Below are 22689 nucleotides of genomic sequence, written 5' to 3' on the forward strand. Positions count from 1 at the left end.
ACTGGTGGGCGCGTCCCGGACCACGTGCGACGATGGCCGCATGGCCGACGACACGGTGGTGGTGTGGGACGAGGCTCTCCTCGCCTACGACATGGGCGACCATCCCCTCGACCCGGTCCGGGTCGAGCTGACGATGGCGCTCGCCCGTGAACTGGGTGTGCTGGACCGGCCCGGCGTACGGCTGGTCAAGCCCGAGCCGGCCGACGACGCGCTGCTCACGCGCGTACACGATCCGGCCTACCTGGACGCGGTCCGGTCCGCGCCGCGCGACCCGCTGTTCGCCGGCTTCGGTCTGGGCACGTCGGACAATCCGGTCTTCGACGGGATGCACGAGGCGAGCGCGCTGATCGCCGGCGCCACGACGGCCGCCGCCGAGGCGGTGTGGCGCGGCGACGCCCGGCGCGCGGTGAGCGTGGCCGGCGGGCTGCACCACGCGATGCCCGCCCGGGCCGCCGGGTTCTGCGTCTACAACGACCCGGCCGTGGCCATCGCGCGGCTGCTCGACCTCGGCGCGGAGCGGATCGCGTACGTGGACGTGGACGTGCACCACGGCGACGGCGTGCAGGAGATCTTCTACCGCGACCCGCGGGTGCTCACGATCAGCCTGCACGAGACGCCGCTCGCGCTGTTCCCCGGCACCGGGTTCCCGGACGAGACCGGCGGCCCGGGCGCGGAGGGCACCGCGGTGAACGTGCCGCTGCCCCCGGGGGTGGGCGACGCGGGCTGGCAGCGGGCGTTCCACGCGATCGTGCCGTCGGTGCTGCGCGCGTTCCGGCCGCAGGTGCTCGTCACCCAGTGCGGCGCCGACGGGCACCGCAAGGATCCGCTGGCCGACCTGCACCTGTCGGTGGACGGGCAGCGGGCCACCTACCGCGCGCTGCGGGCGCTCGCCGACGAGCTGTGCGACGGCCGCTGGGTCGCCACCGGCGGCGGCGGGTACGCGCTGGTCGAGGTGGTGCCCCGGGCGTGGACGCACCTGCTGGCGATCGCCACCGGCGAGCCGGTCGACCCGGCCACGCTCACCCCGCCGGGCTGGCGGGACCTGGCCGCGCGGCGGCGACCCGGGCACGAGGTGCCGCTGCGGATGACCGACGACGTGGACCCGTCGTACCAGCCGTGGCAGCCCAGCGGCGAGCCGAACGCGGTGGACCGGGCCGTCGCGGCCACCCGCAAGGCCGTCTTCCCGCTGCTCGGGCTCGATCCGCACGACCCGCGCGACTGAGCCGGCGGCAGGGGAGGACCGACCGGTGACCACCGTCGAGCAACCGCTGGACGTGCTGCTCAGTGACGGCACGACCGTCCAGCTGCGACCGATCCGCCCGGAGGACGCGCCCGAGATCGTGGCCATGCACGGCCGCTTCTCGGAGCGCACCCGATACCTGCGGTACTTCTCGCCGTACCCGCGTATCCCGGAACGCGACCTGAAGCGCTTCGTCAACGTCGACCACCGCGACCGGGAGGCGTTCGTGGTGCTCGCCGGCGAGCGGATCGTCGCCGTCGGCCGGTACGAGCGGCTCGGCCCCGCCTCGCCCGAGGCCGAGGTGGCGTTCGTGGTCGAGGACGCCTACCAGGGCCGGGGCATCGGGTCGGTGCTGCTGGAGCACCTGGCCGACGCGGCCGGACGCAACGGCATCGTGCACTTCGTCGCCGAGGTGCTCCCGGCCAACGGGGCGATGCTGCGGGTCTTCGCCGACTTCGGCTACCAGGTCCAGCGCCAGTACGCCGACGGCGTGGTGCACCTGAGCTTCCCGATCGCGCCCACCGAGGCGACCCTGGAGGTGCAGCGCGGCCGGGAGCACCGCACCGAGGCCCGGTCGATCGCCCGGCTGCTCGCGCCGCGCGGCATCGCCGTCTACGGCGCCAGCACCACCGGCCAGGGCGTCGGCGCGGCGCTGCTCGGGCACCTGCGCGACGGTGGCTTCGCCGGGGCGATCGTGCCGGTGCACCCGAGCGCGTCGACGGTGGCGGGGCTGCCCGCGTACCCGTCGGCGGCCGACGCCGGCCAGGACGTCGACCTCGCCGTGGTGGCTGTCCCGCCGGACGCGGTGACCGACGTGGTGCACGACGCGGCCCGCGCCGGCGCGCACGGCCTGGTGGTGATCTCCGCCGGGTTCGCCGAGTCCGGCCCGGCCGGCGCGGCGGCGCAGCGCGCGCTGGTCCGCGCCGCGCACCTGGCCGGCATGCGGGTGGTCGGCCCGAACTGCCTCGGCGTCGCCAACACCGACCCGGCGGTACGCCTCAACGCCACGCTCGCCCCGGTGCTGCCCGCGGCGGGCCGGGTCGGCGTGTTCAGCCAGTCCGGCGCGTTCGGGGTGGCGCTGCTGGCCGAGGCGTCCCGGCGCGGGCTCGGGCTGTCCAGCTTCGTCTCGGCCGGCAACCGGGCCGACGTGTCCGGCAACGACCTGCTCCAGTACTGGCAGGACGATCCGGCCACCGACGTCATCACGCTCTACCTGGAGACGTTCGGCAACCCGCGCAAGTTCGCCCGGCTGGCCCGGCGCATCGGCCGCCGCAAGCCGGTGGTGGCGCTCGCCTCGCTGGCCCGGCCGCCGGGCGTGGGGGACGCGCCCGCGCTGGACGCGGCTGCGGTGAGCGCGCTGTTCGCCCAGTCCGGGGTGATCCGGGTGGACACCGTGTCCGAACTGCTCGACGTGGGCGTGCTGCTGGCCCACCAGCCGCTGCCGGCCGGGCGGCGGGTGGCGGTGGTGGGCAACTCGTCGGCGCTGACCGGGCTGGCCGCGACCGCCTGCGCGGCCCAGGGACTGACAGTCGCCGACGGCTACCCGCAGGACGTCGGGCCGAGCGCGGGCGCCGCCGCGTACGCCGCCGCGCTCGGCGACGCGGTGGCCGACGAGCGGGTGGACGCCGTGGTGGCGGTGTTCGCGCCGCCGCTGCCGGGCCAGCTCGCCGACCCGGTGGCCGACTTCGCGGCGGCGCTGCCCGACGCGCGGGTCACCGGCAAGCCGGTGGTGGCGACGTTCCTGGCCGGGCTGGTGCCGGCCGGGGTGCCGGCGTACCCGAGCGTGGAGGAGGCGGTACGCGCGCTGGGCCGGGTGACCGCGTACGCGGGCTGGCTGCGCCGGCCCGCCGGTGTGCTGCCGGAACTGGCCGACGTGGACCGGGCGGCCGGGCACGCCGCGCTGCGGCCCGACGGCGCCGACGCGGCGGCGTTGCTGCGCGCGTACGGGATCGACGTGGTGGAGTCGGTGCCGGCCGGCAGCGCCGACGAGGTGCTGGCGGCTGCCGAACGGCTCGGCCGGCCGGTGGCGCTCAAGGCCGCCGCCCCCGGGTTGCGGCACCGCCTCGACCTGGGCGCGGTACGCCTCGACCTGACCGATGCCGCCGCGCTGCGCCGCGCGTACGCCGAGATGGCCCCGGTGTTCGGCGCGGAGGTGCTGGTCCAGCCGATGGTCGCGCCGGGTGTGGCGTGCGTGGTGGAGCTGGTGGAGGATCCGGCGTTCGGGCCGGTGGTCGGGTTCGGGCTCGGTGGCGTGGCGACCGAGCTGCTCGGCGACCGGGCCTGGCGGGCGGTCCCGCTCACCGACCGGGACGCCGCCGAACTGGTCGACGAGCCCCGCGCGGCGCCGCTGCTGCGCGGGCACCGGGGCGCCGCGCCGGTGGACCGGGCGGCCCTTGTCGACCTGCTGGTGCGGGTCGGCCGCCTGGCCGACGAGCAGCCCCGGGTGCGGTCGCTCACGCTCAACCCGGTGCTGGCCCGGCCGGACGGCATCTCGGTGCTGCACGCCACCGTGCGCACCGGCGCGGAGGCCGCCCGCCCGGACACCGGCCCGCGCCGCTTGTAAGGAAGGGCCCCTTCTTAACGCCTCCGGTAGAGAAGGGGCCCCCTTTTAACACCGCTCACCCACGCTCGGAGATCTGCTGCACCGACCACTCGTTGCCGTCCGGGTCGCGGAAGAACACGAAGCCGACGTTGTCCAGCGGATGCGGCACCGGGCGCGGGTTCTGGCCCATCACCTGGATCTCGCTCACCTCGACGCCCCGCTCGACCAGCTCGGCGCGCGCCCGTTCCAGGTCCGGTACGACGAGTTGCACGCCCTTGAGCGAGCCCGGCGGCATCTCCGGTACGACGCCCCGGCCGAGGACGATCGAGCACCCGGAGCCCGGGGGAGTGAGTTGGACGATCCGCCCCGCGCCGCCCAGATCCGTGTCGTGGTCGAGGACGAAGCCGAGCCGCTGCGCGTAGAACTCCTTGGCCCGGTCCACGTCGGAGACCGGCACCACCACCACTTCAAGTGTCCAGTTCATGTCGTCGCTCCTGTCGTCGAATCGGTGTGCAGCACTGCCGCGAGCCGGTCGAACGCCTCGCCCAGGCCGCGGGTCATCGGGTAGCGCAGGACGGTGTCGCGCCCCTGCGCGGTGGCGTACCGCAGGTGGGTGACGACTGTGGTCCGGTCCGCCGAGCCGGTGAAGTCGTGGCGGACCAGCGTCTCGCCCGGATAGGACTGGTCGTCGAAGAGTTCGGTGCAGACCAGCCGCGCCGGCGGGTCGACCTCCCGGTACGTGCCGCCCTGGCCCATCAGATCGCCGTCCGGGCCTCGGGAGACGAACCGCCACCGCCCGCCCACCCGCAGGTCCACCTCGCACTCGACGAGGTGCCAGCCCCGGGCGCCCCACCAGCGGACCAGCAGCTCCGGGCGGGTGAAGGCGGCGAACACGAGGTGGCGCGGAGCGGCGAAGTCGCGGCTGAGCCGGATCTCCCGGTCGCCGGGCAGGGACACGGTCAGGCCGGTCACCGCTGCTCCCCGGCGGTCAGTTCGGCGAGCACCTCGTCCAGTCGCGCATAGCTCTCGGCCCAGTAGTCCCGGTAGTCCGCCAACCACGCGACCGCCTCCCGCAGCGGCCGGGCGTCGAGCCGGCAGGGACGGCGCTGGGCGTCCCGGCCCCGGGTGACCAGGCCGGCGCGTTCGAGCACCTTGAGGTGCTTGGAGACGGCCGGCTGGCTCATCGCGAACGGCTCGGCCAGCTCGGTGACAGTCGCCTCCCCGGCGGCCAGCCGGGCGAGGATGGCACGCCGGGTGGGGTCGGCGAGCGCGGCGAAGGTGGCGTCGAGCAGATCCGCGGGCACTTTCATAACCTCCTGGTTGTGCAACCAGTCGGTTGTATACGGTGGGAGCGCCCGGGTCAAGCGCGACAGGCCCCGGCGAACCGCCGGGGCCTGTCGGGGCTGGGGTGGGTCAGCAGGCGTACGCCTCCAGCCGGTTCGCCCGCTCCGGGTCGCGCAGCTTGAGCAGCGTGACCTTCTCGATCTGCCGGATCCGCTCCCGGGACAGGCCGAACTCGCGGCCGACCTCGTCCAGCGTGCGCTGCCGGCCGTCGTCCAGGCCGAAGCGCAGCCGGATCACCGCCTGCTCCCGCTGGGACAGCGTGGCCAGCACGATGCGGACCTCGTTGCGCAGCTCGCCGTTGGTGGCGGCGTCGCCCGGCTCGGTACGCGGGTCGACGGCGGCGACGAAGTCGCCGAGCGCGCTCTCGCCGTCCTCGCCGACGGCCTGGTCCAGGCTGACCGGCTCCCGGTCGTAGGAGATCAGCTCGATCACCTGGAACTCCGGGATCTCCAGCGCCGTGGCGACCTCGCTGACGGTGGGCTCGCGGCCCAGCGTCACCGACAGCTCGCGGCGCACCCGGACCATCCGGTTGACCTGCTCGACCATGTGCACCGGGATGCGGATGGTGCGGGCCTGGTCGGCCATGGCGCGGGTGATGGCCTGGCGGATCCACCAGGTGGCGTAGGTGGAGAACTTGTAGCCCTTGGTGTAGTCGAACTTCTCGACCGCGCGGATCAGGCCGAGGTTGCCCTCCTGGATGAGGTCGAGGAAGGCCATGCCGCGACCGGTGTAGCGCTTGGCGATGCTCACCACCAGCCGCAGGTTGGCCTCCAGCAGGTGGTCCTTGGCGGCGCGGCCCTCGGCCGCGATCAGCGCCAGGTCCGCGTGCAGCTCGGCGGAGACGGGGGTGCAGGTGGCCAGCTTCTCCTCGGCGAAGAGGCCGGCCTCGATCCGCTTGCTCAGCTCGACCTCCTGCGCTGCGGTGAGCAGCTTGGTGCGGCCGATGCCGTTCAGGTACGCCCGGACCAGATCGGTGGAGACGCCGCGCTCGTCGGTGGCGTCGAGGTCCGTGAGGGTGACGTCCATGTCCTGGTGCTCGATCATCTGCTGGGTCATCTCTGTTCTCCCCGTGTCCGACGTGCCTACCGGTCCCGTGCCGCCCACGCGGTGGTGGCCGATGACAAACAGCTTGGCGGTCGGGGCGTGAGACGGGAGTGAGGCGATCGGAGACCCGACAGGAATCCCGGCCGGAATCCGGCGTTCCCTTGCCCGGCGCGGTTACCGTGCCACCGACCGGCCGTCGGGGCCGGCACGGCACTGACGATCGGAGAACGTGGTGGTCTTCAAGCGGCTCATGCAGGCGATGGGTGTGGGCGGACCGTCGGTGGAGACGGTGCTGGCCAACCCGAACTGCCGCCCCGGCGGCGAGCTGGCGGGCCGGATCCAGGTGGTCGGCGGCGACCACCCGGTGGACGTGAGCTACATCGCACTCGGCCTGGTCACGCGGGTCGAGGTGGAGAGCTCCGACAGCGAGTACGACGTGAACCAGGAGTTCGGCCGGGCCCAGGTGACCGGCGCGTTCCGGCTGGAGCCGGGGCAGCGGCACGACGTGCCGTTCCGCTTCCAGGTGCCCTGGGAGACGCCGCTGACCGACCTTTACGGCCAGCACCTGCACGGCATGACGATGGGTCTGCGTACCGAGCTGGAGGTGGCTCGGGCGATGGACAAGGGCGACCTGGACCCGGTGGCGGTGCACCCGCTGCCGGCCCACGAGCGGCTGCTGGAGGCGCTGCTACGGCTGGGCTTCCGGTTCGCGCGGGCCGACGTCGAGCGTGGACACATCTACGGTCTGCACCAGCAGCTGCCCTTCTACCAGGAGATCGAGTTCTACCCGGCGCCGCAGTACGCGGGCGCGATGAACCAGCTCGAGGTCACCTTCGTGACCGATCCGCGCCAGGTCCACGTGGTGCTGGAGCTGGACAAGCGGGGCGGCCTGTTCACCGAGGGCCGGGACGCGTTCGGCCGGTTCACGGTGGACCACGCGACGGCGGACCGGACGGACTGGGCCGCCCAGCTCGACGGCTGGCTGCGTCAGTCGCTGTCCCGCCGGGGGCTGTTCTTCTAGGCCTCAGAGGTCGAGCACGAGGGTCCGGGGACCGACGTTGACGCTCTCCACCAGCATGTGGGCGCGGAAGCGGCCGGTCTCCACCTTCGCACCCCGGGCGCGCAACTGTTCGACCACGGCGTCCACCAGGGGTTCGGCCACCTCGGCGGGCGCGGCGGCGGTCCAGCTCGGTCGCCGGCCCTTGCGGGCGTCGCCGTAGAGCGTGAACTGGCTGACCACGAGCAGCGGCGCCCCGACGTCGGCGGCGCTGTGCTCGTCGTCGAGGATGCGCAGCTCGTGCAGCTTGCGGGCCATGGTGGCGGCCACCTGCGGGGTGTCGGTGTGGGTGACGCCGAGCAGCACCAGCAGCCCGTCGGCGATCTCACCGGTCACCTCGTCGTCGACAGTCACCCGGGCCCGGCCGACGGTCTGCACCACCGCCCGCATCAGTCGGTCACCGGCTCGACGATGCCGCGCTCGACCAGGTGCGCCACGATCGGTCCGGCCGCCTCGGCCAGCTCGTCCGGGGCCACGTCGTGCGCGGCGGCCAGCAGGGCGAGCTGGTCGCGCAGCGGCAGCCGGCCGTCGGCGCCGCCGACCAGGGCGAGCACCAGCGGGTCGATCTCCTCGGACCAGCGCAGCCCGCGCGGCATGGCCAGGACCTGCCGGTCCACAGCCCAGCCGTCGTCGCCCATGGTGGCCTCCTGCCGCAGCTGGAGCCCGTCGGCGGCGCGGTAGCGGGCGGCGAGCAGGCCCTCGGTGTCCCGGGTGCGCAGCCAGTCCTGCCGGGCGAACCACTCGCCGATCCGCTCGCCCAGCGGCGGCTCGACCCGCTGGCGCAGGTCCTCCACCCGGACGACCGGCTGGTCGTGGCCGGAGCGGCGCAGCGAGACGATGCCGAAGCCGATCGCCTCCACCTTGTGCGCGTCGAACCAGTCCAGCCAGGCCGCCATCCGCTGCGGGTCGGCGCTCTCGCCGACGTCGGTGAGCCACAGGTTCACGTACGCCATCGGGTCGGCCACCTCGCGCTGGATCACCCAGGCGTCCAGGCCGGTGCCGGCGAACCAGCCGGTGACCCGCTCGGCCCAGTCCTCGCCGGTGACGTGCACCCAGTTCGCCAGGTACTGCATGGTGCCGCCCTCGGTGAGCAGGTCCGGCGCGGCCGCGGCCAGCTCCGCGCCGATCGCGTCGCCGACCCGACCGGAGTCCCGGTAGACGTGCGTGGTGGTGCCCGGGCCGACCACGAACGGCGGGTTGCTGACCACCAGGTCGAAGCGGCGCCCGGCCACCGGCGCGACCATGTCCCCGCGCAGCAGCTCCCAGTCCTGACCGTTGAGCGCGGCGGTGGTCGCGGCGAACCGCAGCGCCCGCTCGGAGACGTCGGTGGCGGTGACCCGGCGGGCGTGGGTGCCCAGGTGCAGCGCCTGGACGCCGGAGCCGGTGCCGAGGTCGAGCGCGGTGTCCACGGTCGGGCGGACGGCCGCCGAGATCAGCGTCTGGGTGGCGCCGCCGATGCCCAGCACGTGTTCGGCGTGCAGCGGGCGCCCGGGCCGCGCGCTGGCCGGCACGTCGGCGAGCACCCACCAGTCGTCCCCGTACGGCTCCAGGTCGACCCCGGCGCGCAGGCCGTCGCCGTGCCGCTCCACGATGCCTCCGGCCAGCGCCTCGTCCAGGGCGAGCGGGGCCAGCGCGGCGGCCACCGCCGACTCCGGCTCGGTCTGGTCGCAGATGAAGACGCGGATCAGCGTGGCCAGCCGGTCCCGGTCCTCGGTGGCGCGCAGCGCGGCCCGGTAGTCGTTGCGGGCCACCGCGCCGGTGCCCTGCGGGCCCAGGCGGTCGGCGATCCCGTTGGCGGTGAAGCGGGCGAGCGTGAGCGCGGTGCGCAGCGCGTCGACCCCGGCGGGGGAGAGCAGCATGTCGTGACGGTCCACGTGCTCATCCTGCCTCGGGCGCGGTCCGGCGTGGCGCGCACCCGCCGATCCATAACGTGGACCGTATCTATCGGCAACTATCTCTTTCATGTGTATCGATCTCTGGTTAGCATTCCTGCCAACATCCGTCGATGGGGCGATCCGGCCACAAACCGGGCCGCCCGGTAGGGAGCCAGACGATGCCCGACGTGTCCCTTCCCCGGCGGCGCGCGCTGCGTGCGCTCGCCGTCACGGCCGCCGCCGCGGCCTTCGCCGCCGCCGCCTCCACGCCCGCTCTCGCCGCGCCCACCGGGGAGATCCGGTACGCCGGCGCCGCGGACGCCGTCAGCGGCAGCTACGTGGTCGTGCTCAAGGGCGACGCGGTCGGCACCGCGAACACCCTCGCCGCCCGTACCGCCGTCCCGGACCGGGCCGCCGGCCTGGCCAAGCGCTACGGCGGCAACGTCGGCACGGTGTGGAGCTCCGCTCTCACCGGCTACAGCGCGAAGATGACCCCCGCCCAGGCGCGCCGCCTGGCCGCCGACCCGGCCGTCGCGTACGTCGAGCAGGACCGCGTGATGACCACCCAGGGCACCCAGACCGGCGCCACCTGGGGCCTGGACCGGATCGACCAGCGCAACCTGCCGCTGAACAGCACCTTCACCTACCCGAACACCGCCAGCAACGTGCGCGCCTACATCATCGACACGGGCATCCGCACCACGCACAGCGACTTCGGCGGCCGGGCCACCTGGGGCACCAACACGGTGGACACCAACAACACCGACTGCAACGGCCACGGCACCCACGTCGCCGGCACGGTCGGCGGCACCAGGTACGGCGTGGCCAAGAGCGTGCGCCTGGTGGCCGTCAAGGTGCTCAACTGCTCCGGCAGCGGCACCACCGCCGGCGTGATCAGCGGCGTCAACTGGGTCACCTCGAACGCGGTGAAGCCGGCCGTGGCCAACATGAGCCTCGGCGGCGGCGCCAGCACCACGCTGGACAACGCGGTGGCCAACTCGATCAACTCCGGCATCACGTACGCGCTCGCGGCCGGCAACTCCAGCGCCAACGCGTGCAACTCCTCGCCGGCCCGCGTCGCCTCGGCGATCACCGTCGGCTCGACCACCAGCACCGACGCGCGGTCGTCCTTCTCCAACTACGGCTCCTGCGTGGACATCTTCGCCCCGGGTTCGTCGATCACCTCGGCGTGGCGTACCAGCGACACCGCCACCAACACGATCAGCGGCACCTCGATGGCGTCCCCGCACGTGGCCGGCGCGGCGGCGCTCGTCCTGTCCGCGAACACCTCCTACACCCCGGCTCAGGTGGCCAGCTACCTGACCAGCAACGCCACCACCGGCAAGGTGACCAGCCCGGGCTCGGGCTCGCCGAACCGGCTGCTCTTCGTCGTCAACTGACGGCACGGGTGACCTGACCACTCCGTGGGCCGCGGCCCGGTGGACCTCCCAGGGGTCCGCCGGGCCGCGTCACGTCGTCGGGGAGTCGCCGCCCCCGACCGGCGGCCGGCGCGGCACTATGGTCCCCATGACGCTGTCACTGCCCATCGACCCGCAGGCCAACGAGCTGCTGGCACGCAGCCCGCTGGCCCTGCTCCTCGGCATGGTGCTGGACCAGCAGGTGCCGATGGAGAAGGCGTTCTCCTCCCCGTACGTGCTGGCGCAGCGCCTCGGCCACGAGCCGGACGCCGCGGAACTGGCCGGGTACGACCCGGACGCCCTCGTGGAGATCTTCGCCCGGCCGCCCGCGCTGCACCGCTTCCCCAAGGCGATGGCGGCCCGGGTGCAGGAGGTGTGCCGGGCGCTCGTCGAGCGCTACGACGGCGACCCGGCCCGGCTCTGGTCCGACGTGACCGACGGCCGGGAGCTGCTGCGCCGGGTGGGTGAGCTGCCCGGGTTCGGCCGGCAGAAGGCGCAGATCTTCGTCGCGCTGCTCGGCAAGCGGTTCGGGATCACCCCGGACGGCTGGCGCGAGGCAGCCGGCGACTACGGCGACGCGGACGCCCACCGTTCGGTGGCGGACGTGACCGATCCCGAGTCGCTGCGCCGGGTACGCGAGTTCAAGCAGCGGATGAAGGCGGAGGCGAAGGCCGCGAAGGGCTGATCCGCCGTACGCCGCCGCAACCGGCCCGCCGTCCCTGTCGTTGGTCGCCAGGACGGGGGACAGGGGCGGACGATGACCGAGCAGCGGGGCGGGGCGCTGCTGCGTACCGCGTCCAGCCCCGGGCGAGCCACCTTCCTGGAGCTCTTCTTCGACCTGGTCTTCGTGTTCGCGCTGACCCGGGTCTCCCAGCGGCTGATCAACGGCGTCGACGGCTCCGCCGGTGCGGTGGCCGCCGACGTGGGCAGGACCCTGCTGCTGTTCCTGGTGCTCTGGCAGGTCTGGACGATCACCACCTGGGTCACCAGCCGGTACGAGCCGGAGCGCGCCGTCATCCAGGTCGTGGTGGTCGGCACCATGTTCGGCAGCCTGGTGCTGGGCGTGACGCTGCCCCGCGCCCTGGAGGAGCGGGCGTTGCCGTTCGCGCTCGCGTACGTGGTGGTGATGGTCGGGCGGCCGCTGCTGATCGCGGTGGCGTTGCGTGCCCACCCGCGGCGTCTGGTCCCGCTGCGGCTCGCCGTCTGGGCGGGGGTCAGCGCCCCGCTGTGGATCGCCGGCGCGCTGATGCCCGGTCCGCGCCTGGCGCTGTGGGTCGTCGCGCTGGCGGTGGACCATCTCGGCACGTTCCTGGGCTGGCCGCTGCCGTGGATCGGGGCGTCGCGCATCCGGCAGTGGCTCGTCGCCGGGGAGCACCTGGCAGAGCGCTACCAGCAGATCTTCCTCATCGCGCTCGGCGAGTCGATCCTGGTGATCGGCGTGACCTACAGCGGGAAGGAGTTCTCCGGCGACGCGGCGGTGGCGTTCACGATCTCGTTCGTGATCACGGCGTTGCTCTGGCGCATCTACTTCTACCGGGCCGGTCACCTGCTGGCGGAGGCGCTGCGGATGGCCGGCACGCCGGGGCGGCTGGCCGAGTCGGCGGCGCAGACCCACCTGTTCATGGTGCTCGGGGTGCTCAGCGCCGCGGTCGGTTACGAGCTGGTGATCGCCCACCCGTACGACACGGCCCGGCCGAACTGGCTGGTCTTCGTGGTGGGCGGCCCGGCGCTGTTCCTGGCCGCCCGCTCCCGGTTCGAGTACGAGATCTTCGGCCGGGTGTCCCGCCCCCGGCTGGCCGGGCTGCTGGCCCTGGTGCTGCTCCTGCCCGCGCTGGCGACCGTGCCCGCGATGTTCGCGCTCGGCGCGGTGGCCCTCGTGCTGGCGCTCGTCGCGTTCGCCGACGCCCGCCGGGCCTGGCACCGGCCGCCGGAGCGCTCCGCCTCGCCGATCGGGCGGGAGGCGCTCGGCGAGGGCGGCCCGGAGGCGTGAGCCGTCAGGCGGCGGTCGGGCGGGACAGCGACGCCAGCGCGCGGCGTACGTCGGCCAGCGAGACGGTGGCCGAGTCGTCCAGGTCGGCCAGGCCGGCCTCGATCCACTGCCGCATCAGTGTGGTCACCCCGATGCCGCGCGCGTCGGCGGCGGCGCGGACCCGCTCGTACGTCTCCAGCGGGAGCCGGACCGACCGGCTGACCATCGGCACGTCGGTGTCGGGGGTGGGCAGCTGCGCCGGTGACGTGTCGTCGATCAGGTCGGCGAACGCGTCGCCTCCGGCGTGGAACCGCTTGGTCGCCTCGTCACGGTGCATCGTGACCGCCTCCTCGTCGGCGTGATCTCCGCACCGCCTCGTCGTAGCGCTTGGCCTCGACGTCGCTCAGTTCGCGGGCGGAGAGGATGTCCCAGTCGTTGTCGGTGCCGTCGGCCTCGGCCAGCAGCACGGCGAGCCGCCGGCCCCGGTGGTCGGTGGCGTAGACCACCATCACGTCGTCCCCGAGGTGGCGGATGACCCGGCGCTTGCTGTGCAGGGCCTCCCAGACTTCCCCGGGTGTGACGTCGTAGACCCGCAGGTTCGCCAGCGCCTCGTCGGTGAAGCTGAACCGGTTGGCCACGCGCGAAGCGTACCACGCACGTAACACGCACCCGGCTGTCACGAATTTCGCCGATCATCCGTCCGGAGTGACAGGATGGGCCCTATCCCCTCGTAGGAGGTCCGTGGTGAAGCGTCAGGCGTACCAGCCGATACTGATCACCGACGCCCCGCGCAGCCAGGACGACCAGCTCAACAGCCGGCAGAAGCGGTACGTGCTGATGATGGCCATCCGGGTCGCGTGTCTGGTGGCCGGCGCGATCCTGGTCGGCGCGAAGGCCCCGCTGCTCTGGCTCTGGCTGCCGCTGTGCGCGCTCGGCATGGTGCTCGTGCCCTGGCTGGCGGTGCTGCTGGCGAACGACCGGCCGCCGAAGGAGGAGCACCGCCTGGCGAACCGGTTCCAGAACCGGCGCCGCGAGGAGCCCGCGCCCACGGCTCTGACCGCCGAGGAGAACCCGCACAAGATCATCGACGCCGAGCCCTGACCGGCCCGGGCGGAGCACCGCCCGGACCGGCCGCAGGCGTCAGGGAGCCGGGCGGGCGCCCACTGTCGTCACGGCGAGCGCGCCCAGGTCACCGGCGCGGCCCAGCGCCGCACGCGGGTCGGCCCCGGCCAGCCACGCGGTGAGCAGCCCGGCCGCGAACGCGTCCCCGGCACCGGTCACGTCCACCACGTCCACGCCGGGCGCGGGGGCGAACTCCACCACACCGCCGCGCTCCACCCACACCGCACCCGCCGCGCCGCGCTTGACCACCACCCGGTGCGCCACCGCGGTGAGCGCCCGCGCCTGCGCCGCCGGGTCCAGCCCGCCGGCCAGCACCGTCGCCTCGTCCGTGTTGACCAGCAGCAGGTCGACGTCGCGTACCCAGGTCAGGAACGCCCCGCCGACGCGCCGCAGCGGCGCCGCGGACGCCGCGTCGACGCTGACTGTCAGCCCGCGCTCGCGAGCGGTGGCCAGCGCGCGCAGGCCGGCGCCGCGCGACCCGACGTCCAAGAGGGTGTACGCGGACAGGTGCAGATGCCCGGCGTCGGGCGCGGCGGCCAGGGCCGCGTCCACGTGCGCGGCGGTCAGCCGCAGGTTCGCGCCGCGCTGGCTGACCATCGTGCGCTCCCCGTCGTGGGTGAGCACGATGACGGTGCCGGTCGGGTAGCCCTCGTGCCGCTCCACCGCGCAGTCGACACCGATCCGGGTCAGCTCGGCCACCCGCTCCCGGCCGGTCTCGTCGTCGCCGACGGCGGCGACCAGCGTCACCGCGGCGCCCTGCCCGGCGAGCCAGGCCGCTGTGTTCGCCGCCTGCCCGCCGCCGCTGAACCGGATGCCGGCCGCGGTGTCCGAGCCGGTCGCGAGCGGCCCGGACAGCACCGCGAGCACGTCGGTGATCACGTCGCCGACGACGACGATGCGCGGCCTGGCGTTCATGCCGTACCGGTGGGGCGGGCCGCCGCGGCGACCGCGATCCGGGCCGCGAGGTCGGCGTTACGCAGGATGATCCGGACGTTCACCGCCAGGCTGGCGCCCTCGGTGGCGGAGTGGAAGTGCGACAGCAGGAACGGGGTCACCGCCTTGCCGGTGATCCCCTCGCGGGCCAGCGCGGCCAGGCCCTCGGCGAGCGTGCGGTCGTGCAGCGCCGGGTCGAGCTGCTCGTCGGCGGGCAGCGGGTTGGCCACCACCAGGCCGCCGTGGTGCACGCCGTGCGCCGCGCGGGCGGCCAGAACGTCCGCCACCTGCTCCGGCGAATCGACCGACCAGTCCAGGTCGAAGCCCGCGTCGGTGAGGTAGAAGCCGGGGAAGCGGCGGGTGCGGTAGCCGACCACGCCCACCCCGAGCGTCTCCAGGCGCTCCAGCGTGGCACCCACGTCGAGGATCGACTTCACCCCGGCGCAGACCACGGCGATCGGCGTCCGGGCCAGCGTGACCAGGTCGGCCGACTCGTCGAACGTCTGCGCCGCCTCCCGGTGCACGCCGCCGAGCCCGCCGGTGGCGAACACGCCGATCCCGGCCGCCGCCGCGACCGCGCTGGTGGCCGCGACGGTGGTCGCGCCGTCCGCACCTGTCGCCGCCGCCGGGGCCAGGTCGCGTACCGAGAGCTTGCTCACGCCGTCGACGGTGGCGAGCCGGGTGAGCTGGGCGTCGTCCAGCCCCACCCGCAGCTCGCCGGCGACCATGCCGATGGTGGCCGGCACCGCCCCCGCGTCCCGTACCGCCTGCTCGATCTCGCGCGCCACCCGCAGGTTGTCCGGGCGGGGCAGCCCGTGCGAGACGATCGTGCTCTCCAACGCCACGACCGGGCGGCCGTCCCGCAGGGCGTCGGCCACCTCACTACCGAGACTGATGTGAAAGTTGGTCACGTCGGTTACCGTACGGGCCGCTTCCGGCCGGGGCCCAGGTGGACCGGGGCGGACCGACCTGCAAAACTGGAACGCCGGAGGTGTAGTCGTGAGCACAGAGGTTCTCGAGCGTCCCGAGCTGAAGGACGCGGACACTGGTCCGGAGATGTTCCACTACGTCCGCAAGGAGAAGATCGCCGAGAGTGCCGTCATGGGCACCTACGTGGTCGCGCTCTGCGGCGAGACGTTCCCGGTCACGAAGGCGGCCAAGCCGGGCTCGCCGGTGTGCCCGAAGTGCAAGGAGATCTACGACTCGTACGCCGAGTGACAGCGGGCGGCTCCGCCGCCCCTCGACGTAACCTGCGGCGGTGACCACCTCCACCGCCCTCCTGCTCGCCGACCTCACCGGCGTGGCGGTCTTCGCCGCCTCCGGCGCCTCCGCGGCGGTGGCGAAACGGCTCGACCTGTTCGGGGTGGTCTTCGTCGGCGTGGTCGCCGCGCTCGGCGGCGGTATCTTCCGCGACCTGGCCATCGACGAGGTGCCCCCGCTGGCGTTCGCCGACTGGCGCTACGCCGCCACCGCCGCAGTCGTCGCCGCGGCCGTGTTCTGGCTGCACCCCCAGCTCGCCCGGCTGCGCACCACAGTGCTGGTGCTGGACGCGGCGGGTCTCGGCCTGTTCACAGTGACCGGCACGCTCAAGGCCCTCGACGCCGCCGTGCCGGCGGTCGGCGCCTGCATGATCGGCATGCTCACCGCAATCGGCGGCGGGCTCGGCCGGGACCTGCTCACCGGCGAGATCCCGGTGGTGCTGCGCCGGGAGATCTACGCGCTCGCGGCGCTCGCCGGCTCGATCGCGGTGGCGCTGCTGTCGGCGTGCGGACAGGCCACCGCCGTACCGCTCACCGGCGCCGCGCTGCTGGTGTTCGGGCTGCGCCTGATCGCGCTGCGCCGCCGCTGGTCCGCCCCGGTGGCGACGCTGCGGCCGCCGCGCACCGGCACCCGGGGACCACTGCCCTGACCCGATCCGCGCCGGGGTGGGCGGATGTGACAGGCGTGGCGTCGAGTGGGGCGTACGGTCCGCGCTGGTTATGCTGAACCGGCCTTCGCGGCACGGATGCGCGAGGGCGTTTTCATGGGCGGCGGCTCCCGTGGCCCCGGTCGGGCCCGCCGCCGTCCGCGGCGGAGAGGAGCTACGCGTGCCACCGCGGATGCCGGCGCTCGACACGTTCCCGCCCCTGCGCGCCTGGCAACGCAAGGCGCTGGTGGAGTACCTGCGCCGCCGGACCGAGGACTTCACAGCGGTCGCCACGCCGGGCGCCGGTAAGACCACGTTCGCGCTGCGGATCGCCGCCGAGCTGCTCGCCGACGGCACCGTCGAGGCGGTCACCGTGGTCGCGCCGACCGAGCACCTGAAGACCCAGTGGGCGCAGGCCGCCGCACGGGTCGGCATCCAGCTCGACGCCGCGTTCCGCAACGCCGACCTGCACTCCGCCGCCGACTTCCACGGCGCCGTGGTCACCTACGCCCAGGTGGGTATGGCGCCGCAGGTGCACCGGCGGCGCACCATGACCCGGCGCACGCTCGTCATCCTCGACGAGATCCACCACGCCGGCGACTCGCGTACTTGGGGTGACGGCGTGAAGGCGGCGTTCGAGCCCGCGGTACGCCGGCTGATGCTCACCGGTACGCCGTTCCGCTCCGACGACAACCCGATCCCGTTCGTCAGCTACGAGCGCGGCGGCGACGGGCTGCTGCGCTCCCGCGCCGACTCGGTCTACGGCTACTCCGACGCGCTGCGCGAGGGCGTGGTCCGGCCGGTGCTGTTCCTGGCGTACTCGGGGGAGACCCGGTGGCGCACCAACGCCGGCGAGGAGCTGGCCGCCCGCCTCGGCGAGCCGATGACGCAGGACCTGATCGCCCAGGCGTGGCGTACCGCGCTGGACCCGGCCGGCGACTGGATGCCGCAGGTGCTGCGCGCCGCCGATGCCCGCCTGACCGTGCTGCGCGCCAACGGCATGCCCGACGCGGGCGGCCTGGTCATCGCCAGCGACCAGCAGGTGGCCCGCTCGTACGCGAAGCTGCTGGAGCAGGTGACCGGTGAGAAGGCCGCAGTGGTGCTCTCCGACGACCAGGGCGCGTCCGCGCGGATCGCGACGTTCGCCGCCTCCCAGCAGCGGTGGCTGGTCGCGGTGCGGATGGTGTCCGAGGGCGTCGACATCCCCCGCCTGGCCGTCGGCGTGTACGCGACGAGTGCCAGCACCCCGCTGTACTTCGCGCAGGCGATCGGCCGGTTCGTCCGGGCCCGCCGCTCCGGCGAGACCGCGTCGGTGTTCCTGCCCAGCGTGCCGCACCTGCTCGGGCTCGCCAGCGAGATGGAGGCCGAGCGGGACCACGTGCTCGGCAAGCCGAAGGACCGCGAGGGCTTCGACGACGACCTGCTGGAGCGCGCCCAGCGCGACGACGGCGCCAGCGGGGAGCTGGAGAAGCGCTTCGCGGCGCTCTCCGCGACCGCCGAGCTGGACCAGGTGATCTTCGACGGTGCCTCGTTCGGCACCGCCGCCCAGGCCGGCACGCCCGAGGAGGAGGAATACCTCGGTCTGCCCGGTCTGCTCACCGCCGACCAGGTCTCGCTGCTGCTGACCAAGCGGCAGGCCGAGCAGCTCGCCGCGCAGAAGCGCCGGGCCGCCCAGCGGACCGCTGAGCCGGCCGCTGCGGCCCCGGCGGCGGCGCCCCCACCGATGAGTGCCGCCCAGCGCCGGGTGGCGCTACGGCGGCAGCTGAACGCTCTGGTGGCCGCCCGGCACCACCACACCGGCCAGCCGCACGGCAAGATCCATGCCGAGCTGCGCCGGATCTGCGGCGGCCCGCCCAGCGCGCAGGCGACGATCGAGCAGCTCGAGGAGCGCATCGCCACCGTGCAGACCCTGTAAGGAAGGGCCCCCTGTTAACGCCTCCGGTAGAGCAGGGGCCCCTTCTTAACACCGTCGCGCACCGTTGGCACCCGGCACGAAAAACCGGCCGGAGGCTCCCCTTGCGGGTGCCTCCGGCCGGTCATGTCGGGTTGTGGACTTCTTGTCGGACCTCAGTTCGCCATCAGATCGGCGCCTCGCCAGCTGAACTCCGGGTCCGACGCGTACCGCACGGTGATCTTCACGAGATCCTCCGCGTACTTGTTCGCGTGGTGCCCACAGAACACCAGCTCACTCCCACCCGCCAGAGTGATGCGGAGCTTGCCGGCAGCATTGCAGCGGTCGCACCGTTCATCGGCGGCCGGGGGGCTCACCGTCTCGGGCGGCGGCGTGAGGGTCGGGGTCATCGCCTTCCTCCTCTGGTCGTCACCGATGAACACTCTCTTCGGTTGCTCACCTATCGTGCAACACCCATCTCGGGCCCTGCCTTCCCTGTGTGCCCGCGGGGGACCGAGGTCACACCTGGCGTGGAGGACAGTGTGCCGTGCACCAAGGGTGCCACGTCAACGATCACAAACAGGCAACCGAACGATCACCAAAGAGTGTTCTACGGCTGGTGATCAAACCGGCACGATTTGTTGACGTACGCGGTCAGTCCAGGTAGTCGCGGAGCACCTGGGAACGCGAGGGGTGCCGCAACTTGGACATGGTCTTGGATTCGATCTGCCGGATGCGTTCCCGGGTCACGCCGTACACCTGGCCGATCTCGTCCAGAGTGCGCGGCTGGCCGTCGGTGAGGCCGAAACGCAGGCGCACCACGCCCGCCTCACGCTCGGACAACGTCTGCAGGACCTGCTGGAGCTGGTCCTGCAGCAGCGAGAACGACACCGCGTCGACCGCGACGACCGCTTCGGAGTCCTCGATGAAGTCGCCGAGCTGGCTGTCACCCTCGTCGCCGATGGTCTGGTCGAGCGAGATGGGCTCCCGGGCGTACTGCTGGATCTCCAGCACCTTCTCCGGTGTGATGTCCATCTCCTTGGCCAGCTCCTCCGGGGTGGGCTCACGGCCCAGGTCCTGGAGCAGCTCGCGCTGGATGCGGCCGAGCTTGTTGATCACCTCGACCATGTGCACCGGGATGCGGATGGTGCGGGCCTGGTCGGCCATGGCGCGGGTGATGGCCTGGCGGATCCACCAGGTGGCGTAGGTGGAGAACTTGTAGCCCTTGGTGTAGTCGAACTTCTCGACCGCGCGGATCAGGCCGAGGTTGCCCTCCTGGATGAGGTCGAGGAACGCCATGCCACGGCCGGTGTAGCGCTTGGCCAGCGAGACCACGAGCCGCAGGTTCGCCTCCAGCAGGTGGTTCTTGGCGCGCTCGCCGTCCCGCGAGATCCACATCAGGTCGCGCTGGAGGTCGCGGACCAGCTTCTCCTCGCCCTCGTCGGCGGCGCGCAGCCGCTCGGCGGCGTAGAGGCCGGCCTCGATCCGCTTGGCCAGCTCGACCTCCTGCTCGGCGTTGAGCAGCGGCACCTTGCCGATCTGCTTCAGGTACGCCCGCACGGAGTCGGCGGAGGCGGTCAGCTCGGCGTCCCGGCGCGCCTGCTTCAGCGCCTCGGACTCCTCGTCGTCCCACTCGAAGTCGTTGTCGGTGGCGGAGCTGGCCGCGTCGGCCTCGGCGGCCTGGGTCAGCTCGGCCGGCTCCTCGACCACCACGTCCTCGATCTCGGCGGCCAGCTCCTCCGGATCGATCTCGCCGTCGGGGCCCTCGCCCTTGCCGCCGGCCTTGGCCGGCTTGGCCGCTGCGGTCTTCGCCGCCACGGTGGCCTTGGTGGCGCGGGTCGTCTTGGTGGCCTTCGCCGGGGCCGCGGCCTTGGCCACGTCGGCGGTGATGGCCTTGCGCGCGGTCGCCTTCCGGGGGGCCGGGGCGGGCGACTCCTCGGCGGCGGGCGCCTGCTTGGGGGCGGGCGCGGCGGCCTTCTTGGTGGTCTTGGCCGTGGTCGCGCGGGAGGCCGGGGTGGCGGACCGGGCGGCGGCGACGCGGCGGCGGGTGCTCGCCGAGCCGTCCACCACCACCGTCACGCCCGCCTCGGAGAGTGCGCGGAGGATCTTCTTGGCCTGGGCCGGGGTCACCTCAGCGGACTCGACGGTGCGCGCGAGCTGGGCCGACGTGAGCTGGCCGCCGGCGCTCTGCGCGTGGGCGATCAGGGTGTCGGTGAGCGAGCGAACGTCGGCGCCGGTCTGGCGGGGATCTGTCACGAAGACCTTCCGGAGGCGAAAGAGCGAGCACGGCCGGGTCGTCCGGCGCAGCATGGGACGGCCGCGCCGGGCGAGTCGTTGAGGACCCCCGTGTCCCGGGCCGTCCGGTCGCTGGCGGTCCGTGGCGCGTGGGCAGGGTGAATTGTAACGCCGTCTGCCGCGATCATCCCGCGCCGCACGGCGGACCTGCGGTCCGGGACCGCAGATTCGGCGCAGATGTGGACTTTGTAAGGATGATACCCGCGCACGAGACGGCCGGTCCCGATCGTGCCGGAAGGGGAGAGACATGATCATCTCGACGCCCACGGCGCGGGAGTTGCTCACGATCGCTGTCGATGTGGCCCGGGAGGCCGCCACCACCGCGTACCGGATGCGGGTCGAGGGCGTCTCGGTGGCCGCGACCAAGAGCACGGTGACCGACGTGGTCACCGCCGCCGACCGGGCGGTGGAGCGGCAGGTGGTCGCCGCGCTGCGGCAGCGCCGGCCCGGCGACGCCGTGCTGGGCGAGGAGTACGGCGCGGGCGAGACCGGCCCGGCCGGCCCCGACGGCGTGCGCTGGATCCTCGACCCGATCGACGGAACCGTGAACTACCTGTACGGGCTGCCGTACTGCGCCGTCTCGCTGGCCGCCGAGGTGGCCGGTGAGGTGGTCGCCGGTGTGGTCCGCAACATCGTCACCGGCGAGGAGTGGACCGCGACGCTCGGCGGCGGCGCCTGGCGCGACGGGCAGCGGCTGCACGGCTCCGCCGCCACCGACCTCGGGCAGGCGCTCGTCGCCACCGGGTTCGGCTACGACGCCGACCGCCGGGCCCACCAGGCGCGGGTGGTGACCGAGCTGATCCCGCACATCCGGGACATCCGCCGGATGGGCGCCGCCGCGCTCGACCTCTGCCTGGCCGCCGAGGGGCGGGTGGACGCGTACTACGAGAAGGGTCTGGCCGACTGGGACCTGGCCGCGGGCGGGCTGGTCGCCCGGGAGGCCGGGCTGCTGGTGACCGGCCTGTCCGGCCTCCCGGCCGGCCCGGACCTGGTGCTCGCCGCGCCGCCGGCGCTGCACGGGCCGCTGCACGACCGGCTGGCCGACCTGGACGCCTCGGGCGGGCCGTGACGGCGCCGGACACGCGACAGGGCGGCCTCCCCGGGGGAGACCGCCCTGTGTCGTCGGTGCGCCCGTCGCCTACTTCTCGATCGGCATCGGGCAGGTGCCGGTCGGCGCCTGCGGTGCGCCCAGGTCGCCGAGCGACTGGTTGACCTCGGTGGTGGTGGCGAGCTGTTGGAACTGGTTGCCCAGCACCACGTCGACGACGTCGTCCTTGCGCTTGGGGTCGAACTTCTGGTTGGCCTCGTTGAGGAAGTACGCGCGCAGCAGGTGCGCCGAGCCCACGGCCTTGGGCCCGAACCGCAGCTCGGCCACGCCGTCGAACGCCTTGGTCTCGTTGCCGACCTTCTTGACCTGGAACTTGCGGTTGCGGAAGTCGTCCGCGACGCTGCCGGCCCGGCCGGCCTCGTCGGTGGCGTTGTAGACGTTGATCTTGACGTCCTTCTGTTCCCGCAGGCGCAGGTCGACCAGCGGCCAGCCATCGGGGCAGGCGGCCGCCGTACCGGCTGTGCCCTGACTGTCCTTCAGCACGGCGACGACCACGAAGACCAGGGCGACGACCGCCAGCAGTCCGACGACAACGAGTGCCCGCACTCGCGCAAAACTCATCCTGGGCGCTCCCCGGACAGTGATTGGGTGGTGGCGGGCGACGCGGTCGGGCCGCGACCTGTCGGCCGTCCAGTACGCCGCTGAGGTTAACGCTTGTCCGGCTCAGGCGTGGAAACAGTCCGACATACCGGCGCGCCACGCGGTGAACCGGTAGGACTACCCCTATCTTCGTGTCGCCTGAGTCACATTGGGAACAACTTCGGGCGCAGAGGCGTACATCTCTCCCGCGAGGGCGGTATACATGCCTCGCCCACAGGGGGGGTAAGGTTCCGCGCTCACCGGGGGCATTTCGCACCGGCGAGCCCGGCCCACCGCTCTTCGGGTCGGGTGCCCGACAGAGATGGTGGCCGGTCAGGGGAACCGAAACGGCGTCGTCCGGCGTTAC

At 73.4% G+C, this 22689-nt stretch carries 24 protein-coding genes; 11 read left to right on the plus strand and 13 right to left on the minus strand.

What is annotated here, in order from left to right:
* Positions 1–40: 40 nt before the first annotated feature.
* The gene (locus MICAU_RS07845; protein WP_013284766.1) at positions 41–1222 is read left to right on the plus strand and encodes an acetoin utilization protein AcuC; all 1182 of its coding nucleotides are present in this window, start codon (positions 41–43) and stop codon (positions 1220–1222) included.
* A 25-nt stretch (positions 1223–1247) separates the two neighbouring features.
* Positions 1248–3803, plus strand: coding sequence for a bifunctional acetate--CoA ligase family protein/GNAT family N-acetyltransferase (locus MICAU_RS07850; RefSeq protein WP_013284767.1), 2556 nt, complete (start codon positions 1248–1250; stop codon positions 3801–3803).
* Between the two features lie 55 nt (positions 3804–3858).
* Here the strand turns inward: MICAU_RS07850 and MICAU_RS07855 are convergent, their stop codons facing one another.
* From MICAU_RS07855 to sigB, 4 genes are all read right to left on the minus strand, one after another.
* Positions 3859–4266: a VOC family protein gene (locus MICAU_RS07855; protein WP_013284768.1), complete on the minus strand. Its 408-nt coding sequence runs from the start codon at positions 4264–4266 to the stop codon at positions 3859–3861.
* Positions 4263–4754 (minus strand): SRPBCC family protein, encoded by a 492-nt coding sequence (locus tag MICAU_RS07860; protein WP_013284769.1) that lies wholly within the window; start codon positions 4752–4754, stop codon positions 4263–4265. Before MICAU_RS07860 ends, MICAU_RS07855 begins: the two co-directional genes overlap by 4 nt.
* Complete coding sequence (locus MICAU_RS07865) at positions 4751–5092, minus strand: ArsR/SmtB family transcription factor (protein ID WP_198039690.1); 342 nt, start codon at positions 5090–5092, stop codon at positions 4751–4753. The genes MICAU_RS07860 and MICAU_RS07865 overlap by 4 nt, the downstream gene beginning before the upstream one ends.
* 103 nt (positions 5093–5195) lie before the next feature.
* On the minus strand, positions 5196–6182 hold the full coding sequence (gene sigB / locus MICAU_RS07870; RefSeq protein WP_013284771.1) for an RNA polymerase sigma factor SigB: 987 nt from the start codon (positions 6180–6182) through the stop codon (positions 5196–5198).
* Positions 6183–6402: 220 nt separating this feature from the next.
* Between sigB and MICAU_RS07875 the strand changes: the two genes are divergently transcribed.
* Complete coding sequence (locus MICAU_RS07875) at positions 6403–7191, plus strand: sporulation protein (RefSeq protein ID WP_013284772.1); 789 nt, start codon at positions 6403–6405, stop codon at positions 7189–7191.
* A gap of 3 nt (positions 7192–7194) precedes the next feature.
* Here MICAU_RS07875 and dtd read toward each other — a convergent pair whose 3' ends face one another.
* Positions 7195–7617, minus strand: a complete 423-nt coding sequence (gene dtd, locus MICAU_RS07880) for a D-aminoacyl-tRNA deacylase (protein WP_013284773.1) — start codon at positions 7615–7617, stop codon at positions 7195–7197.
* On the minus strand, positions 7617–9101 hold the full coding sequence (locus MICAU_RS07885; protein ID WP_041798865.1) for a DUF7782 domain-containing protein: 1485 nt from the start codon (positions 9099–9101) through the stop codon (positions 7617–7619). Before MICAU_RS07885 ends, dtd begins: the two co-directional genes overlap by 1 nt.
* A gap of 179 nt (positions 9102–9280) precedes the next feature.
* Here MICAU_RS07885 and MICAU_RS07890 point away from each other — a divergent pair, with 179 nt between their 5' ends.
* The 3 genes from MICAU_RS07890 to MICAU_RS07900 all read left to right on the plus strand — a co-directional run bounded on the left by MICAU_RS07890 (position 9281) and on the right by MICAU_RS07900 (position 12509).
* Complete coding sequence (locus MICAU_RS07890; protein ID WP_013284775.1) at positions 9281–10501, plus strand: S8 family peptidase; 1221 nt, start codon at positions 9281–9283, stop codon at positions 10499–10501.
* Between the two features lie 118 nt (positions 10502–10619).
* Positions 10620–11204, plus strand: coding sequence for an HhH-GPD-type base excision DNA repair protein (locus MICAU_RS07895; protein ID WP_013284776.1), 585 nt, complete (start codon positions 10620–10622; stop codon positions 11202–11204).
* Positions 11205–11276: 72 nt separating this feature from the next.
* Entirely contained in the window at positions 11277–12509 is a 1233-nt protein-coding gene (locus MICAU_RS07900; RefSeq protein ID WP_013284777.1) for a low temperature requirement protein A, read from the plus strand.
* A gap of 4 nt (positions 12510–12513) precedes the next feature.
* On the opposite strand, the gene MICAU_RS07905 is transcribed toward MICAU_RS07900, so the two are convergent.
* Together MICAU_RS07905 and MICAU_RS07910 are read right to left on the minus strand one after the other, a co-directional pair.
* On the minus strand, positions 12514–12825 hold the full coding sequence (locus tag MICAU_RS07905; RefSeq protein WP_013284778.1) for a hypothetical protein: 312 nt from the start codon (positions 12823–12825) through the stop codon (positions 12514–12516).
* Positions 12815–13126: a hypothetical protein gene (locus MICAU_RS07910; RefSeq protein WP_225319724.1), complete on the minus strand. Its 312-nt coding sequence runs from the start codon at positions 13124–13126 to the stop codon at positions 12815–12817. Before MICAU_RS07910 ends, MICAU_RS07905 begins: the two co-directional genes overlap by 11 nt.
* A gap of 106 nt (positions 13127–13232) precedes the next feature.
* On the opposite strand from MICAU_RS07910, the gene MICAU_RS07915 reads away from it, so the two are divergent.
* The gene (locus MICAU_RS07915; protein WP_013284780.1) at positions 13233–13589 is read left to right on the plus strand and encodes a DUF3099 domain-containing protein; all 357 of its coding nucleotides are present in this window, start codon (positions 13233–13235) and stop codon (positions 13587–13589) included.
* A 39-nt stretch (positions 13590–13628) separates the two neighbouring features.
* Here the strand turns inward: MICAU_RS07915 and MICAU_RS07920 are convergent, their stop codons facing one another.
* Both MICAU_RS07920 and MICAU_RS07925 read right to left on the minus strand, forming a co-directional pair.
* Positions 13629–14525, minus strand: coding sequence for a carbohydrate kinase family protein (locus MICAU_RS07920; protein ID WP_013284781.1), 897 nt, complete (start codon positions 14523–14525; stop codon positions 13629–13631).
* The gene (locus MICAU_RS07925; RefSeq protein WP_013284782.1) at positions 14522–15454 is read right to left on the minus strand and encodes a pseudouridine-5'-phosphate glycosidase; all 933 of its coding nucleotides are present in this window, start codon (positions 15452–15454) and stop codon (positions 14522–14524) included. Before MICAU_RS07925 ends, MICAU_RS07920 begins: the two co-directional genes overlap by 4 nt.
* 88 nt (positions 15455–15542) lie before the next feature.
* On the opposite strand from MICAU_RS07925, the gene MICAU_RS07930 reads away from it, so the two are divergent.
* The 3 genes from MICAU_RS07930 (at position 15543) to MICAU_RS07940 (ending at position 18364) form a co-directional block, all read left to right on the plus strand.
* A complete protein-coding gene (locus MICAU_RS07930) occupies positions 15543–15761 on the plus strand; it encodes a DUF3039 domain-containing protein (RefSeq protein ID WP_013284783.1) in 219 nt (72 codons plus the stop codon).
* A gap of 40 nt (positions 15762–15801) precedes the next feature.
* A complete protein-coding gene (locus MICAU_RS07935; RefSeq protein ID WP_013284784.1) occupies positions 15802–16452 on the plus strand; it encodes a trimeric intracellular cation channel family protein in 651 nt (216 codons plus the stop codon).
* Between the two features lie 190 nt (positions 16453–16642).
* The gene (locus MICAU_RS07940) at positions 16643–18364 is read left to right on the plus strand and encodes a DEAD/DEAH box helicase (RefSeq protein ID WP_030274567.1); all 1722 of its coding nucleotides are present in this window, start codon (positions 16643–16645) and stop codon (positions 18362–18364) included.
* A 152-nt stretch (positions 18365–18516) separates the two neighbouring features.
* Here the strand turns inward: MICAU_RS07940 and MICAU_RS07945 are convergent, their stop codons facing one another.
* Positions 18517–18750: a DUF7455 domain-containing protein gene (locus MICAU_RS07945; RefSeq protein WP_013284786.1), complete on the minus strand. Its 234-nt coding sequence runs from the start codon at positions 18748–18750 to the stop codon at positions 18517–18519.
* Between the two features lie 244 nt (positions 18751–18994).
* Positions 18995–20596 carry an RNA polymerase sigma factor gene (locus tag MICAU_RS07950; RefSeq protein WP_041799187.1) on the minus strand — a complete coding sequence of 534 codons (1602 nt, stop codon included), beginning with the start codon at positions 20594–20596 and terminating at the stop codon, positions 18995–18997.
* 286 nt (positions 20597–20882) lie between these two features.
* Between MICAU_RS07950 and MICAU_RS07955 the strand changes: the two genes are divergently transcribed.
* Entirely contained in the window at positions 20883–21704 is an 822-nt protein-coding gene (locus MICAU_RS07955; RefSeq protein ID WP_013284788.1) for an inositol monophosphatase family protein, read from the plus strand.
* 69 nt (positions 21705–21773) lie between these two features.
* Here MICAU_RS07955 and MICAU_RS07960 read toward each other — a convergent pair whose 3' ends face one another.
* A complete protein-coding gene (locus tag MICAU_RS07960) occupies positions 21774–22289 on the minus strand; it encodes a LytR C-terminal domain-containing protein (RefSeq protein ID WP_030274563.1) in 516 nt (171 codons plus the stop codon).
* Positions 22290–22689 lie beyond the last annotated feature (400 nt).

Origin of the sequence: Micromonospora aurantiaca ATCC 27029, assembly GCF_000145235.1 — a bacterium.
Classification (GTDB): Bacteria; Actinomycetota; Actinomycetes; order Mycobacteriales; family Micromonosporaceae; genus Micromonospora; species Micromonospora aurantiaca.